General features: G+C 66.5%; 15 protein-coding genes. 3 read left to right on the forward strand and 12 right to left on the reverse strand.

Features of this window, described 5'->3' with window-relative positions; all coding sequences use genetic code 11:
* The first annotated feature begins 73 nt into the window (after positions 1-73).
* A complete protein-coding gene (locus tag CS1BSM3_RS23370; protein ID WP_072391628.1) occupies positions 74-1,702 on the forward strand; it encodes a CTP synthase in 1,629 nt (542 codons plus the stop codon).
* A 154-nt stretch (positions 1,703-1,856) separates the two neighbouring features.
* Positions 1,857-2,603, forward strand: a complete 747-nt coding sequence (locus tag CS1BSM3_RS23375; RefSeq protein WP_072391631.1) for a sulfite exporter TauE/SafE family protein — start codon at positions 1,857-1,859, stop codon at positions 2,601-2,603.
* A gap of 90 nt (positions 2,604-2,693) precedes the next feature.
* Here CS1BSM3_RS23375 and CS1BSM3_RS23380 read toward each other — a convergent pair whose 3' ends face one another.
* The gene (locus CS1BSM3_RS23380; protein WP_072391634.1) at positions 2,694-4,331 is read right to left on the reverse strand and encodes a long-chain-fatty-acid--CoA ligase; all 1,638 of its coding nucleotides are present in this window, start codon (positions 4,329-4,331) and stop codon (positions 2,694-2,696) included.
* Positions 4,332-4,456: 125 nt separating this feature from the next.
* Here CS1BSM3_RS23380 and CS1BSM3_RS23385 point away from each other — a divergent pair, with 125 nt between their 5' ends.
* Positions 4,457-6,553: a 3-hydroxyacyl-CoA dehydrogenase NAD-binding domain-containing protein gene (locus CS1BSM3_RS23385; protein WP_072391637.1), complete on the forward strand. Its 2,097-nt coding sequence runs from the start codon at positions 4,457-4,459 to the stop codon at positions 6,551-6,553.
* A 45-nt stretch (positions 6,554-6,598) separates the two neighbouring features.
* On the opposite strand, the gene CS1BSM3_RS23390 is transcribed toward CS1BSM3_RS23385, so the two are convergent.
* The 11 genes from CS1BSM3_RS23390 to CS1BSM3_RS23440 all read right to left on the reverse strand — a co-directional run bounded on the left by CS1BSM3_RS23390 (position 6,599) and on the right by CS1BSM3_RS23440 (position 16,073).
* Positions 6,599-6,949, reverse strand: coding sequence for a c-type cytochrome (locus CS1BSM3_RS23390; protein WP_072391640.1), 351 nt, complete (start codon positions 6,947-6,949; stop codon positions 6,599-6,601).
* Positions 6,946-7,320, reverse strand: a complete 375-nt coding sequence (locus CS1BSM3_RS23395) for an ArsR/SmtB family transcription factor (RefSeq protein WP_083528837.1) — start codon at positions 7,318-7,320, stop codon at positions 6,946-6,948. Before CS1BSM3_RS23395 ends, CS1BSM3_RS23390 begins: the two co-directional genes overlap by 4 nt.
* A gap of 121 nt (positions 7,321-7,441) precedes the next feature.
* Positions 7,442-7,921 (reverse strand): cytochrome c-type biogenesis protein, encoded by a 480-nt coding sequence (locus CS1BSM3_RS23400; protein ID WP_072394410.1) that lies wholly within the window; start codon positions 7,919-7,921, stop codon positions 7,442-7,444.
* 5 nt (positions 7,922-7,926) lie between these two features.
* Entirely contained in the window at positions 7,927-9,918 is a 1,992-nt protein-coding gene (locus tag CS1BSM3_RS23405; RefSeq protein ID WP_072391643.1) for a heme lyase CcmF/NrfE family subunit, read from the reverse strand.
* Between the two features lie 19 nt (positions 9,919-9,937).
* Positions 9,938-10,420 carry a cytochrome c maturation protein CcmE gene (ccmE, locus tag CS1BSM3_RS23410; protein WP_072394413.1) on the reverse strand — a complete coding sequence of 161 codons (483 nt, stop codon included), beginning with the start codon at positions 10,418-10,420 and terminating at the stop codon, positions 9,938-9,940.
* Positions 10,421-10,448: 28 nt separating this feature from the next.
* Complete coding sequence (gene ccmI, locus CS1BSM3_RS23415) at positions 10,449-11,627, reverse strand: c-type cytochrome biogenesis protein CcmI (RefSeq protein WP_072391646.1); 1,179 nt, start codon at positions 11,625-11,627, stop codon at positions 10,449-10,451.
* A 159-nt stretch (positions 11,628-11,786) separates the two neighbouring features.
* Positions 11,787-13,169, reverse strand: a complete 1,383-nt coding sequence (locus tag CS1BSM3_RS23420) for a sensor histidine kinase (protein ID WP_072391649.1) — start codon at positions 13,167-13,169, stop codon at positions 11,787-11,789.
* A complete protein-coding gene (locus CS1BSM3_RS23425) occupies positions 13,159-13,830 on the reverse strand; it encodes a response regulator transcription factor (RefSeq protein ID WP_072391652.1) in 672 nt (223 codons plus the stop codon). The genes CS1BSM3_RS23420 and CS1BSM3_RS23425 overlap by 11 nt, the downstream gene beginning before the upstream one ends.
* A 300-nt stretch (positions 13,831-14,130) precedes the next feature.
* The gene (locus tag CS1BSM3_RS23430) at positions 14,131-14,523 is read right to left on the reverse strand and encodes a hypothetical protein (protein WP_143149325.1); all 393 of its coding nucleotides are present in this window, start codon (positions 14,521-14,523) and stop codon (positions 14,131-14,133) included.
* Between the two features lie 82 nt (positions 14,524-14,605).
* A complete protein-coding gene (locus CS1BSM3_RS23435; RefSeq protein WP_072391658.1) occupies positions 14,606-15,397 on the reverse strand; it encodes an enoyl-CoA hydratase-related protein in 792 nt (263 codons plus the stop codon).
* 43 nt (positions 15,398-15,440) lie between these two features.
* Positions 15,441-16,073: a LysE family translocator gene (locus tag CS1BSM3_RS23440; RefSeq protein WP_210188824.1), complete on the reverse strand. Its 633-nt coding sequence runs from the start codon at positions 16,071-16,073 to the stop codon at positions 15,441-15,443.
* Between the last annotated feature and the right edge of the window lie 36 nt (positions 16,074-16,109).

The raw sequence follows: 16,109 nt of genomic DNA on the forward strand, positions 1-16,109 counted from the left end.
AGCTGTGGATGGATTGGGCCGGTGTCATGAACGCCGGCCCGAATCGTGTGGAAAGAGAGTAAGGTGGAGGCCCATGGCGCGGTACATCTTCATTACCGGCGGCGTGGTCTCCTCGCTCGGCAAAGGGCTGGCTTCAGCGGCCCTTGGAGCACTTCTACAGGCCCGTGGCTATCGAGTCCGGCTCAGAAAGCTGGACCCCTACCTCAATGTCGATCCGGGCACGATGAGCCCGTATCAGCATGGAGAGGTATTCGTTACTGACGACGGCGCCGAGACCGATCTCGATCTCGGCCACTACGAGCGCTTCACCGGCGTGCCGGCGCGCAAGACCGACAACATCACCACCGGTCGCATCTATCAGGACATCCTGAGCCGCGAGCGGCGCGGCGACTACCTCGGCGGCACCGTCCAGGTCATTCCGCACGTCACGGACGCCATCAAGAGCTTCGTCGTCTCGGGGAATGACGACGTCGACTTCGTGCTGGTCGAGATCGGCGGCACGGTCGGCGACATCGAGGGCCTCCCGTTTTTTGAGGCCATCCGCCAGCTCGGCAACGAGCTGCCGCGCGGGCACTCGGTCTACATTCACCTGACGCTGATGCCGTACATTCCCTCAGCGGGTGAGCTCAAGACCAAGCCGACCCAGCACTCCGTGAAGGAGCTGCGCTCGATCGGCATCCAGCCGGATATCCTGCTCTGCCGCAGCGACCGCGAGGTGCCGCCTTCCGAGCGGCGCAAGATCGCGCTCTTCTGCAATGTGCGCGAGAGCGCCGTGATCCAGGCGCTCGACGTCGCCTCCATCTACGACGTGCCGCTCGCCTATCACCGCGAAGGGCTCGATCGCGAGGTGCTAGCCGCCTTCGGCATCGAGGGCGCACCGACACCCCGGCTCGAGCGGTGGGAGAATATCTCGCGCACGATCGCCAATCCCGAAGGCAGCGTGACGATCGCCATCGTCGGCAAGTACACGGGCCTCAAGGACGCCTACAAGTCGCTGATCGAGGCGCTCGTCCACGGCGGCATCGCCAACAAGGTCGCCGTCCGTCTCGAGTGGATCGAAAGCGAGGTCTTCGAGCGCGAGGACCCTGCGCCCTATCTCGAAGGCGTGCACGGCATTCTTGTGCCGGGCGGCTTCGGCGAGCGCGGCTCGGAAGGCAAGATCCTCGCCGCCAAATTCGCGCGCGAGCGGCACGTTCCCTATTTCGGCATCTGCTTCGGTATGCAGATGGCCTGTATCGAGGCGGCGCGCAATCTCGTCGGCGTGACGAGCGCGAGCTCCACCGAGTTCGGTGCAACCAACGAGCCCGTCGTCGGCCTGATGACGGAATGGATGCGCGGCAACGAGCTCGAGAAGCGCAAGAACGACGGCGATCTCGGCGGCACCATGCGCCTCGGCGCCTACGAGGCACGCCTTGCCGAGGGAAGCCGCATCGCACGCATCTACGGCTCGACGGACATCCACGAGCGCCACCGTCACCGCTACGAGGTCAACACGCGCTACCGTGAGCGCCTGGAAGCCGCGGGTCTGCGCTTTGCCGGCATGTCGCCGGACGGCCTGCTGCCGGAGACGGTCGAGATCCCGGACCATCCCTGGTTCGTCGGCGTGCAGTATCATCCCGAGCTCAAATCCCGCCCCTTCGAGCCCCATCCGCTTTTCGCGAGCTTCATCGGCGCCGCGATCGACCAGAGCCGGCTTGTCTAGTTTGCCGCTGCCCTCGCCCCGATCCTCTCTCCATTGAGGGAATGGGGAGAGGGGGAAATGCGTTGCCTCGGCAGAGCAGATGCTTTCCGCCAGCCCTGTCCTCGATGCGTCACCAGGCCCCGTCGATCGCTCTCGCCATTGGACCTGATGGACCATGCTTGCCGACCTGACGCTCGTCCAGCTCGCCGTCATCGCCCTGACCGCCTTCGGTGCGCAGATACTCGGCGGCTTGGCGGGCTATGGCACAGGCCTCCTCATGCCGCTCGTGCTCGTCCCGATCCTCGGCGCGCCGGCCGTCGTGCCGGTCATCGGCCTGAGCGCGATCATCACCAATGCGACGCGCGTCGCGGCCTTCCGGGAGGCGCTCGATTTGCGGAAAGTAGTGATCGTCTCGATCGCTGCGCTCCCTTTCACCGCCCTGAGCGCCTGGGGCTACACTCTGCTCACGGGCAAGGGCGCGACCATCCTCATCGGCATCATGCTGATCGTGCTGGTGCCCGCGCGGCGTTTCTTCGAGCATCTCAAACTCACGCTGTCCGAGCGCGGTCTCGCGTACTCATCCGTCGGCTACGGGCTGATCATGGGCGGCACGTCGGGCAGCGGCGTCATGCTGCTTTCGATGCTGATGGCGACGGGCCTCACCGGCACCCAGGTCATTGCGACCGACGCCGCCATCTCCTTCCTGCTCGGGTTCATAAAGACGGGTGTCTTCGCCGGCTTCGGCGCGCTCGATCTGAAGCTCGTGCTGGTCGCGCTGCTGATCGGCATCATGGCGACGCCTGGCACGTTGACCGCGAAATGGATGGCGCGTCACTTCTCGGTCCGCGTGCACACGCTCATTCTCGAAGCCGGCATCATCGTCGGCGGGAGCGTGCTGATCTGGCGGGCCTTAGCGAGCTGACTCGAATTGGCACTTTCGGCGCGAACGAGGGGCGGGCACGTCAGAGACATGCCGCCGGCATGATGGCCCCGCCCGCGCCGGAAGCGCGTATCACACCGGCAGCACGTGCGATCCGTAGGTGACGCGAAGCTCGCGCTTCGAGACCTTACCCGTCGCCGTCATCGGCAGCGCATCCGCGAAGATCACATCGTCCGGCACCTGCCATGTCGCAAGCTTGCTCGCGACATGCGCGAGGATCTGCTCTTTGGTGACCTCCGCGCCGGGCGCCTTCACGACGACCAGCAGCGGCCGCTCCGTCCACTTCGGATGCGGGATGCCGATCACAGCCGCATTGGCGACGCCGGGACAGCTCATGACCGTGTTCTCGACGTCGATGGAGCTGATCCACTCGCCGCCGGACTTCACCATGTCCTTCGTGCGATCGACGATCGAGAGAAAGCCGTTGGGGCTGATCCGCGCGACATCGCCCGTGCCGAACCAGCCATCCTTGTCGAGCGCTGCAGCCGTCGCGGCTTCATTGTTGAAGTAGCCGTTCACGATCGCATTGCCGCGCACGAAAAGCTCGCCGCTCGCCTTGCCGTCATGGGCCAAGCGCTTGCCGTCCTCGTCGACGATCTTGAGGTCGACGCCGAACATGCGCTGGCCCTGGATGGATTTCACGCGCACGCGCTCGTCGATCGAGAGCGAGGGATCATTCGCGCGCTGCGGCGTGAACGTGCCGATCGGGCTCATCTCCGTCATGCCCCAGCCGTGCAGCACGCGGATGTCGAAGTCGCGCTCGAAGATCTCGATCATGGCCGGCGGCGGCGCCGAGCCGCCCACGATCACCTGGGTCAGATTGCGCGGCTTGCGCCCGCGCTGCTTCATCTCCGAGATGAGGCCGAGCCAGACGGTCGGCACGCCCCAGGAGGAGAAGACGCCCTCGCCCTCCATGAGATCGAAAAGGCTCGCGCCGTCGAGCCGCGGCCCGGGGAAAACGATGGGTGTGCCCGAGATCGCCGCAGCATAGGGAAGACCCCAGGCATTGGCGTGGAAGAGCGGCACCACCGGCAGCACGGGATTGCGCACGCCGAAGGGCGAGCTGACGCAGGCGAGCGTGAAGAGCGTGTGCAGGACCGTCGAGCGGTGCGAATAGAGCGAGCCCTTGGGATCGCCCGTCGTGCCCGAGGTGTAGCAGAGCGCACAAGCCGCGTGCTCGTCCATCTCCGGCCATTCGATCTCGGGCTCGCCGCTGTCGAGCAGCTCCTCGTAGCATTGCAGGTTCGCGACCGGCGGCTCGGCCGGCATGTGCGCCCGATCGGTCATGGCAAAATAGGTGCCGACAGGCCGGAACGCCGGCGCCAGCTTGGCGATGAGCGGCGCGAAGGTAAGATCGAAGAAAAGGATCTTGTCCTGCGCATGATTGACGATGTAGCTCATCTGATCGGGCGCGAGGCGCGGGTTGATCGTGTGACAGACCGCGCCGATGCCGGAGATCGCGTAGTAGAGCTCGAAATGCCGGTACGTGTTCCACGCGAGCGTTGCGACCCGATCGCCGGGCTTCACGCCGAGCTTCAGGAGCGCGTTGGCGAGCTTCGCAATGCGCGGGCGGGCCTGGGCAAAGGTATAGCGATGGAGGCCGCCTTCGACGGTCGATGTGACGATCGTTGCCGGCCCGTGCACCTCGGCGGCATAATCGATCAACCTCGAGACCAGCAACGGCTGATCCATCATCTGCCCTTTGAGCATGGCGCGCTTCTCCCGGATTTGTTATGCGCCAACGTTAGACGCCGCCGCGCGCAAATCCAAGCACTCCGAAGGTCGCTTGCGCGCGCAGTCCGGCCCGAGCCGGCATTCAGCAGGAGGACACCCCCATGGCCACCGCAACCCTGACCAAATCGGGCGATATCGCCGTCATTCGCCTCGCGCATCCCCCGGTCAATGCACTCGCCCAAGGCGTGCGCCAGGGCATCCAGGACGGCATTGCCGCCGCCAATGCCGATCCGGCCATCAAGGCCATCGTGGTTACCGGTGACGGCCGCGCCTTCTCGGCCGGCGCCGACATCACCGAGTTCCGCTCGGGGCCGAAGCCGCCGGGCCTCGGCGAGGTCATCGACACCATGGAGGCCTCGGCAAAGCCGGTGGTTGCAGCGCTCAACGGCCTCGCGCTCGGCGGCGGCCTGGAGGTCGCGCTCGGCTGTCACTATCGCGTCGCGAACAAGGCCGCGAACCAGCTCGGCCTTCCCGAGGTCAAGATCGGCATCCTGCCGGGCGCCGGCGGCACGCAGCGTCTCCCCCGCATCATCGGCATCGAAGCGGCGCTCGACATGATCGTCTCGGGCAATCCGGTCAATGCCGAGAAGGCGGCCAAGGTCGGCCTCGTGGATCGGCTCGTCGAGGGCGATGTGGTCGAGGGCGCGATCGCCTTCGCGCGCGAGCTTGTCGCGGCAGGCAAGGGCCCGCGCCCGGGTAGCGCCACGCGCATCGATCCCGCGAGCGTGCCGGCCGATCTCTTTGCCAAGAAGCGCGCCTCCATCGCGCGTCATCCCTCGGGACCGATGGCTGCGAAGAACTGCATTGCCGCTGTCGAGGCGGCCGTCGGCTCGGACTACAAGGCGGGTGTCGCGCGCGAGCGTGCGCTCTTCCTGGAGCTTGCCGGCAAGCCCTATGCGCGGGCGCTTCAGTACGCCTTCTTCGCCGAGCGCCAGGCGGCGAACGTCCCCGACATCGGCAAGGACGTGACGCCGCGCGATGTGAAGACCGTCGGCATTCTCGGCGCGGGCACCATGGGCACGGGCATCGGCCTCGCCTTCCTCAATGCGGGACTGCCAGTGACGATCGTCGAGGCCAACCAGCAGGCGCTCGACCAGGGCGCCAAGCGCGTGCGCGAGACCATCGAAAGCAATGTCCAGCGCAGCCGCATTTCGGCCGAGGAAGGCCAGAAGCGCCTCGCGAACCTCACGACCTCGCTCGATCTCAAGGCGCTCGTGAATGCGGATCTCATCATCGAGGCCGTGTTCGAGAACATGGCGCTGAAGAAGGAGATCTTCGCGAAGCTCGATGCGGTTGCGAAGCCCGGCGCCGTACTGGCGAGCAATACCTCGACGCTCGATGTGGACGAGATCGCCTCCGCGACCAAGCGGCCGCAGGATGTGGTGGGCATGCACTTCTTCTCGCCGGCCAACATCATGCGGCTTCTCGAAGTCGTGCGCGGCAAGGAGACGGCGAAGGATACGCTCGCGACCGCGATGGCCATCGCACGGCGCATCGGCAAGGTCGGTGTCGTCTCGGGCGTGTGCTTCGGCTTCATCGGCAATCGCATGGTCGAGGCCTACCTCGAAGAGGCGCAGGCCATGCTGCTCGAAGGCGCGACGCCGGCCGATATCGACGGCGCACTCGAAGCCTGGGGTCTCGCCATGGGCCCGCTCGCGATGATGGACATGGCGGGCCTCGACGTCGGCTACCGCATTCGCCAGGAGCACAAGCTGACGCCGGAGCGCGCGAAGCTCTATCGCGTCACGGATGCGATCGTGGAAATGGGCCGGCACGGCCAGAAGACGGGTGCCGGCTATTACACCTACGGCGCCGACCGCAAGCGCCAGAGCGATCCCAAGATCGAGGAGATGTTCGCGAAGGAAGCGGCCGCGCAGGGCCTCTCGAACCGCAAACCCGGCGCCGACGAGATCGTCGAGCGCTGCCTGCTCAGGCTCGCCAATGAAGGCGCGAAGATCCTCGAAGAGGGCATCGCGCTCAGGGCATCGGACATCGATACGATCTACCTCAATGGCTATGGCTTCCCCGGCTGGCGCGGCGGCCCCATGTGGCAGATCGAGGAAATGGGCCTCGCGAAGGTCGCCGAGAAGATCAAGGCCTACGAGGCGCGCCACGGCAAACGTTGGGCGATCGCACCGCTCATCGAGAAGCTCGTGGCTTCCGGCGGCAAGCTCGCTGATGCGGGCGTGAAGGGCTGAGCCAGTTCACAGGAAGGGAGAGCCACGCGGCTCTCCCGCATCCGCTCACTTCTTTTTCGCGTGCAGGCCTTTGGGCAAGGAGCCGTAGTAGCTGGCAAGCGCCTTCATCTGGTCATCCTCGAGCGACTGCGCCACGGAGACCATCGCGGGATTGTTGCGCTCGCCATTGCGATAGAAGACGAGCGTGTGGACGAACTCCTCGGGATCCCATCCCGTGATCGAGGGAATGCCGTTGTCCGCACCGTCGATGCGATGGCAGGCGCTGCATTCGCCGGACAGATGGCGGCCGTAAGCGACCTTCTTCGCGTCGCTCGCGACTGCCGAGCCCGTAAGCATCAGTCCAAGTGCGCCAGCCGCGAGGCGGAGACCACCCGGCTTCAGAACCGTGCCTCTCATTTCTTCTCCGGCAGCATGCCTTTTGCGCAGTAATGGCGGTAGAGCGTGGCGACGATCTCCTTCGCCACGGTGTCCGTCAGAGAATAGTAGGCGAAATGGCCGCGCCGCTCGGCCTTCACGAGGCCATCGAGACGGAGCCGCGTCAGATGCTGCGAGGTGAGGCTCTGGCGGGCGCCGATGGCGTCGCAGATCTCCGTTACCGTCTTCTCGCGCTCGACGAGCAGGCAGAGGATCATCAGGCGATAGGGACTGCCGATCGAGCGCAGCACGCCGGCGGCCTCCTCGGCGGCCCAGCGCATGGAGTTCAGCACCTCGCTGGCCGGCAGCTCGTCGCCGTCCCGGGCCTCCTTGGCGAGTGCGTCCATGGACATGATGCCTAATGCCCTTTCGCGATGGCCGGGTCGCGCCGGTCCTCTATGACTAATATTCGCAAGTGGCAATATTTGCAATCCGGGGGCGGATGTACGGCCCCCAATCACCCGGCTTTATCGTTTATTTCTCGGCCGGTGGCTCCTTGAGCAGACCCGCGAGGCGGCGCTGCTCATCGGCCGTCAGAGGCGCCGGCGGGGCCCTAACCTTGCGCGCTGCGGCAAGCCGCCAGCCGATGCCGCCGGCCGCGGCAGCGAGCAGCAGGAGGGGCGTCAGCCAGAGCAGCAGCGTGTTCCCGCTGAGTGGGGGCCTCAGCAGTACGAACTCGCCATAGCGCGCGACGAGGAAGCGCGTGACCTCCTGGTCGCTGTCCCCCGCGACGAGGCGCTCGCGCACGAGGAGCCGCAGATCCTTGGCGAGCGGTGCATCGGAATCATCGATCGATTGGTTCTGACAGACGAGGCAGCGCAACTGCGCCGAGAGCGCGCGCGCACGCGCCTCGAGGGCGGGGTCCTTCAGCACCTCGTTCGGCTGCACGGCGTGTGCGGCCCCAGGTAGGAGGAGCAATGACAGCAACAGAAGTGTGCGCACGCTGAAGCGCATCGGCATCACTCCGCCGGAGCCGGAGTTGGTGCCGGCCTGCGCGGCCGCCGCCGGCTCGGTGCGCCGACGCGCAGCCGCCGGTCGCTCAGCGAGAAAGCACCGCCGATGAACATGATGACGGCACCGATCCAGATGAGGCGCACAAGCGGATTGAAGTAGAGCCGCACGGCCCAGGCCCCATCGCCCGCGTCATCGCCGAGCACGGCATAGAGATCACCCGCGAGCGCGACATAGATGCCGGCCTCGCTCGTCGCCTGCGGCGGCGCGTTGTACTGCCGCTTGGAGGGCGCGAGCTCGGTGACGAGGCTGCCGCCCCGCGAGACGGTCATGAGGCCGATGATCTCGCGGTAGTTCGGCCCGTCGTTCGGCGCCACGCCCTTGAAGGTGAGCTCGTAGCCGGCAATTTGCGCCGTCTGGCCGGGGCGCATGGTGAGGATCTTCTCGCTCTGCCAGGCGCTCGTCGCGGCAATGCCGATCACCATGATGCCGACACCGGCATGCGCAATTGCCGTGCCGTACACCGAGCGCGGCAGATTGCCGAGACGGCGCAGCACCTCGGCACCTTGGGCATTGCCGGCGCGGGCGCGGAACAGAAGCTCGCTGATAGCGCCCGCGACCACCCACACGCCGAGTGCGATGGCAAAGGGCGCGAGCCACGGGCCCCGCTCGACGAATGCGAACACGACGACAGCGGCGCCGATGGCCAGAAGCCCCGCAATCATGAGGCGCTGCAGGGCCGCGTAGACATCACCGCGCTTCCAGGCGAGCAGCGGGCCAAAGGGCAGCGCGAGCAGTAGCGGCACCATGAGCGGCACGAAGGTCGCGTTGAAGTAGGGCGGGCCGACGGAGATCTTGGCGCCGTTGATGGCTTCGAGCGCGAGCGGATAGAGCGTACCGACGAGCACGGTGCCGGTCGCCGTCGTGAGCAGCACGTTGTTGAGGACGAGCCCACCCTCGCGGCTGATCGGCGCGAAGAGACCGCCCTGGCGCAGGCTCGGCGCGCGCCAAGCATAGAGCGTGAGTGCGCCGCCGATGAAGACGCTCATGATGCCGAGGATGAACACGCCGCGCTGCGGGTCCACGGCAAAGGCGTGCACCGACGAGAGCACGCCCGAGCGCACGAGGAACGCGCCCATGAGCGAGAGCGAGAAGGTCAGGATCGCGAGCAGGATCGTCCAGACCTTGAGCGCCTCGCGCTTTTCCATGACGACGGCGGAATGCAGGAGCGCCGTGCCGGCGAGCCAGGGCATGAAGGAGGCATTCTCGACCGGGTCCCAGAACCACCAGCCACCCCAGCCGAGCTCGTAGTAGGCCCACCATGAGCCCATGGCGATGCCGACCGTCAGACACATCCAGGCGGCAAGCGTCCACGGTCTGACCCAGCGCGCCCACGCGGCATCCGTGCGCCCTTCGATCAGCCCCGCGATCGCGAACGAGTAGGCCATGGAGAAGCCGACATAGCCCGCATAGAGGAAGGGTGGATGGAAGGCGAGTGCCGGGTCCTGCAGAATGGGATTGAGGCCGCGCCCATCGAGCGGCACGGGATCGAGGCGCGTGAACGGGTTCGACGTGAGCAGGATGAAGAGCAGGAAGGCGAGCGCGATCGAGGCTTGCACGCTCAGCACGTTGGCGCGCAGCGTCGTCGGCAGGTTCGATCCGAAGGCTGCGACCGCAGCGCCGAAGAGCGCCAGGATCAGCACCCAGAGCAGCATCGAGCCCTCGTGGTTCCCCCATACGCCCGAGATGCGGTAGATGAGCGGCTTCGTCGAATGCGAATTGGCCCAGACGTTCGAGACCGAGAAGTCGCTGACGATATAGGCGTGCGTGAGCGCGCCGAAGGCGACGATGAGGAGGCCGAGCTGAAGGAGTGCGGCCGGCTCGCCAACGCGCATGAGGCGGGCTTCTCCGATCTGCGCGCCCCACGCCGGCAGGATCACCTGCACGAGGCAGATGAGAAAGGCGAGGACCAGCGCGAAGTGACCAAGCTCGACGATCATGGGCGGGCGATACCTCGCATCACTTCTTCTCGCTCGCGGTCTGCGGCGTCGTGGCTGCAGGGGGCGGCACACCATGCTGCCAGAGGCCTTTTTCCTTGAGCGCCTTGGCGACCTCGGGCGGCATGTAGTTCTCATCGTGCTTGGCGAGCACGGTATCGGCACGGAAGACGCGGCCGGCTTCGAGCTTGCCTTCGGTCACCACGCCCTGCCCCTCGCGGAAGAGATCAGGCAGGACGCCGCGATAGCGCACGGTGACCTGCTCGGCCGTGTCCGTGATGGCGAACTCGACGTCCGCGCCTTGCCCACGCTTCACGCTGCCCGTGGCGACGAGGCCACCGAGGCGGATGCGCTGGCCTTCGGGAATGCCCTTGGCCGTGAGATCGCTCGGCGTGTGGAAGAAGACGATGGAATCGCGCAGCGCCATCAGCACGAGCCCGACCGCGACGGCGAGCACGCAAAGCGCGCCACCAATCAGAATGCCTCTGCGGCGGCGGCGGGTCACGTCGTCGTCTCCTTCCTCGCGATCGCACTCATGATGCAAGCCCCAGTGATTGGGCCAGCGCACCGAGCGCTTCCAGCGACTGCGCCTCTCCGGTCATGGCGGCACGTGCCCGCGCGAGCGCGGCAAGCGCATCCTCGCGACGCCCGAGCACCGTATAGGCGCGGATCAAGCGCTGCCAGCCCTCGAGGTCGCGCCCGTTATCGCGCAGGCGCTTGTCGAGACCTGCGACCATGTCCTCGATCATCTGCTTGCGCGCGTCGTCAGGAAGAGACTGGATCGCGCGCACGTCCTCGTTGGCCAATGCCGGCGCCAGGCCGGTGGACTTCGCTTCGGGCGCTGCATCCTTCTTCGCGGTGGGCGCCGGCTCGGTCGCTAGCCCGAGCTTCGTGCGCATGGTCTGCCAGCGCGCTTCGACCATGGGACGCCAGGGCGCCGCAGCCTCGCCTTCGGTGAGGAGCTGCGCGTAGACTTTCACAGCATCCTCGAAGCGGCCATCCTGCTCGGCAGCGACCGCGAGCCAGAAGCGCGGCTCCATCCGGTCGGGTGCAAGCTCCCGCAAGCGCTCGTAGGACTTGCGCGCGATTTCCGTGACGATGCCGTCGTTGGCGAGCACGTGCGCCTCAGCGAGACCGGCGAGCCGGTCCGTACTCTCACCCACGAGACGGAGTGCACGCTGGAAGGCATCAGCCGCTTCGGGATAGCGCCCGAGCCGCAGGTAGACCGGCGCGATGACATCCCAACCGCGACCGTCCTCGGGATGCGAACGCAGGCGCTCCTCCACCTTGGCAACGAGCTGGGCGACGCTCGGCGCCGCGCCGGGGGCCGGCCCTCGCGCCGCGAACGGCTGGCCCGGCTGATTGGGCGCTCCGACGGCGAGATAAACAGCGATCGCCAGCACGGGGAGAGCCGCGGCCACGACCGTGGCGACCGTTCGAAGCTCCCGCGACGCGGCTGTCCCAGGCGCATCTTTTGTGGCATCGGCCGTCGCCAGCAGCCTTCGCGCAATCTCGACGCGGGCCGCCTCGGCCTCGGTCTCGGCGATCAGGCCGCGCGCGCGATCAGCCTCGATCTCCGCGAGCTGGTCGCGATAAACGGCCGTGCCCGTCGGCTGAAGGGAGGTGTCCGTGGGCGTGCCGACGAGCAGCGGCCGCAGCAGCGCCGCCACGACGCCGGCTGTCAGAACCGCAAACCCAAGCCAGAGCAACATCCACGCACCTCTCGTCCCCGCCCCGGCATGGGGCGAGGTGCAGCCATATGGCCCGTCAATAAGGACGCCCGGTCACCCTTGCAAGGCGACCCGCCCGCACAGTGGCGGGAGACGCGTCCTCGGCCCTGATTAGGCGCAAATATGAGCTGCACTGCGGCATCACGCCGCCGGCAGCACGAGCCGCGCGCTCAGCCCGCCCGCCGGAGCCGCCTCCAGATGGAACGTGCCGCCATAGCTCTGCACGAGATCTGCGACAATGGAGAGGCCGAGGCCGGATCCGGGCTTGCTCTCGTCGAGGCGGCGGCCGCGCTTGACGGCCTGCGCCCGCTGCTCCGCATTGAGGCCGGGACCGTCATCCGCGACGGTAATCTCGACGACACGGTGAGGCCGCAAACCGTCCGCCTCGCGCAGGACAGCGTTCACCGTGACCTGGCTCCCCGCCCACTTGCAGGCATTGTCGAGCAGATTGCCGAGCATCTCCTCGAGGTCCTGCCGCTCGCCGCGGAAGCGGGCGCCGGGCGCGCACTCGACGCTCATGTCGAGCTGGCGATCGCGATAGATGCGCGAGACGGCGCGAACCAGCCCGCGCAGTACGCCCTCGACCTCCGTCACCGTCCCGATGATGCCGAGCTGGGCAGCCACCCGGGCACGATCCAAGTAGTGATTGATCTGGTCGCGCATGATATCGCCCTGCTCGGCGATCTTGTCGCCGAAGGGCGACCGCTCCTCACGCGCCTCGTTGATCACGACGGCGAGCGGTGTCTTCAGCGCGTGAGCGAGATTGCCGACCTGCGTGCGCGCACGCTCGATGGTGTCGTGGTTGGCCTGGATGAGCGCGTTGAGCTCGGCCCGGAGCGGCTCGATCTCTGCCGGAAGATCCCCGCCGAGTTGCCGCTCGCGCCCCGAGCGGATGTCGGCAAGCCCCTGCTCGATGGAGCGCAGCGGCTGCAGGCCGTAGCGCACCTGCACGAAAGTTGCGCCGACGAGGCCCAGTCCGGCAAGGGCGAGTGCCATCACGAGCGGAAGGCGGAACTCGTCGAGGCGGCCTTCGATGAAGTCGCGGTTGCCGGCAACGACATAAGAGTAGTTGCTCGGCGCTTCGTCATCACCGAAGTTGAAGATCGTCTCGCCGACGCGCAGCGGCTCGCCGAGCGGTCCGGTGGCTTCGGTCCAGCGGATGTTGTTGCTGTCGGGCCTGGTGTTCGTCGCTGAAGGGAGCGGCAACACCTCGCTTGCGAGCGACGCCGATACCATGCGGCGCCCCGGGCTGTTTCCGAGCGGCGTGATCTGCCAGTACCAGCCCGAATGCGTCACCTCGAAGAGCGGCTCGCCGACATTCCTCGGAAAGCGCGGCTCGGAGCCGCCATCGTCGGTGCTGAAGGCGATGACGAGCGTCAGAAGCTGGCTTATGCGCGTATCGTGCGCGCTGGCGAGCTCGCGCTGGCGCACGTAGTCGATGGCAAGACCGGCAACAGGAAGGACGAGCAGCGTCCAGACGGCCGCCGTCGCAAAGAGACGAAACGCAAGGGAGTTAACTTTCATCACCCTCACGCGTCAGGCGATAGCCGAGCCCGCGCACCGTCTTGATCATCTCGGGCGGGATCTTGCGCCTCAGACGGCCGATGAACACCTCGATGGTGTTCGAGTCGCGGTCGAAGTCCTGATCGTAGAGATGCTCGACGAGCTCGGTCCGTGAGACGACCCGCTCGTTGTGATGCATGAGATAAGCGAGCAGGCGGTACTCGTGCGAGGTCAGCTTCACCGGCTGGCCGCCCATGGAAACCCGCGCGGTCTTGGTGTCGAGGCGGAGCGGGCCGACCTCGATCTCGCTGCGGGCGTGCCCCGTCAGGCGGCGCACCTGGGCGCGGATGCGGGCCAGCAGCTCCTCCATGTGGAAGGGCTTGGCAAGATAATCGTCCGCGCCGGCGTCCATGCCCTGGACCTTGTCGCTCCAGCGATCGCGCGCGGTGAGCAGGATGACCGGCATGTTGCGTTCCGCGCGCCGCCACTGCTCGAGGACGCTGATGCCGTCCTTCTTCGGCAGGCCGATGTCGAGGATCACGATGTCGTAGGGCTCGGTCTCGCCGAGGAAATAGCCTTCCTCGCCGTCGTGCGCGCAGTCGACGGCGTATCCCGCGTCGACCAGTGCAGTGGAAAGTTGACGATTGAGATCAGGATCGTCCTCGACCACCAGCACACGCATGGCGTCACGTCCCCTCGCCTGAGATGCCCCGTGCATGGCTACTCACCCGCGTTTGCCGAAAACATCGGACGGAGCGGATTTTAGCCGGGCGGGGCGCCGAATGCCATTCCAGTCGTGCGCTCAAACGTGCAAGCCAAACCCGATCCGTCGCGCAAGTCACCGGAGCTAGCACACTTTTTTGGAGCGCGGAGGGGCCATATTGTCCGCGCCGTCGGCCTTTGAGGCAGGAAGGATCGGCAGTCGACCGTGCCCGGGCAGAGCGGCAGATGCTGCTGCCGCCCTCGGGCACCCCCTGCCAATTCAGCGCGGGACGGTCGTCTCCGGGCGCTTTTTCGACGACTTGCCGGGGGGCTTGGGTGGCGGGTCGTTCTGCTCGAGGGGACCGCGCGCCTCGATCGTCCGGTTGCGGATGCGCCCCTTCGGCTCACGGACCAGGAGGCGATAGAAATAGCGCTCGCCGTCCTGGCACAGGGTTACCCGGATCACATTGACTTTCAAGCGCTTGCGCGCCCAGGCCTGGACATCCCTGGCCGAGACGAGATTTTCGCGCAGCACGATGGGCGCGGCATCCGACCAATCTTCGAAGCACTGCGTGGACTGGCCGACGGCGGCCGGCGCCGGCGACAGTGTCAGCAGGGCGGCAAGCACTAACGCGCCCAACGCCGATGTCGATCGCAGGCCGAAGGTCATCATCCGCGGGAGACTAGGTAGCGCGGCGTGAACGCGGAATGAATGACCCGCGGGTGTACGGACAAGTCAGCGCAGCGGCGGACGATCATTTGGGCGTCCAGCGCGCGCTGCGCTTCTCCGCGAACGAGGCGAGCCCTTCGGCCGCCTCAGCCGTCTGGCGCTGATCGGAGTGGCTCTGGATGAGGGCGTCGAGCGTCGGCGCATCGAACCCGCCCCAGGCGTGCTCGAGAATGTGCTGCTTGGTCTTGGCCAAGGCGCCCGGTGCGTTCTCGAGAAGCGCCGCCACGATCTTCTCACCACGTGCCGCGAGATCCGCGAGCGGCACGACCTCATGCACGAGGCCGATGCGGCGCGCTTCCTCGGCGCCGAAGCGCTCGCCCGTCAGTGCGTAGCGGCGCACCTGGCGCACGCCGATGGCGTCATTGAGCTGCGGGAAGATGATGCTGGCGTGCAGGCCCCAGCGCACCTCTGTGATGGAGAAGAGCGCGTTGTCCGCAGCGATCACGACATCGCAGGCCGAGACGATGCCGGTGCCGCCGCCGAAGCAGCCGCCCTGGACGAGCGCGACGACAGGGACGGGCAACCGGTTCAGGCGATCGACGGCGGTGGCGGTCGCGCGCGAGACGACGAGATTGTCCTCGGGCGTTCCGGCGCGCGCGCCATTGATCCACGTAAGATCGGCGCCGGCCTGGAAGTGCTTGCCATTCCCCTTGAGCACGACGACGCGGAGGCCCGCCTCAGCGCCGAGCGTATCCATGGCCGTGTGGATGCCCTGGATCATGGCGCCGTTGTAGGCGTTGTTCACCTGCGGGCGGTTGAGGGTCACTGTCGCGACGCCGCGTGCATCGAGGTTCCAAAGGACGGGATCGTCGCTCATATCGGTTCTCTTTCTGCTGTTCGTGACTTACTCGACTCCGGCCTCAACGGCGGGCTTCCGTCGCCATGCGCACCGCCAGGCCGGCCAATATGGTTCCCATCAACCAGCGCTGGACGACGAGCCAGGTGGGGCGCTGGATAAGAAACGCCGCGATCGATCCTGCTGCAATCGCAATCACGGAATTTACCGTCATGCTGATGGCGATCTGGGTAAACCCGAGCACCAGCGATTGAGAGAGCACGCTTCCCTGAGCGGGATCGATGAACTGCGGCAGGAGCGAAAGGTACATGACGGCGATCTTCGGATTGAGAAGGTTCGTGAAGAAGCCCATCATGAAGAGCTTTTGCGGGCCGTCCTTCGGCAGATCGCGCACTTCGAAGGGAGAGCGTCCGCCCGGCCTGACGGCCTGCCATGCGAGATAGAGCAGGTAGAGGACGCCCGCGAAGCGAAGCGCGTCGTAGGCATAGGGAACAGCCATCACCAGCGCTGTTATGCCGAACGCGGCGCACAGCATGTAGAAAACGAAGCCGAGAGCTACGCCGCCCAGTGAGATCAGCCCTGCGAGGCGCCCCTGACAAATGGCGCGCGAGATGAGATAGATCATATTCGGTCCCGGCGTCAGGACCATGCCGAGCGCGATGAGACCAAAGGCGACGACGTTGGACATTTCCGGCACGACAGCGGACCTCGCGAGCGTGGAATGTGGCGGGGC

This window comes from Hyphomicrobium sp. CS1BSMeth3, assembly GCF_900117415.1.
Classification (GTDB): domain Bacteria; phylum Pseudomonadota; class Alphaproteobacteria; order Rhizobiales; family Hyphomicrobiaceae.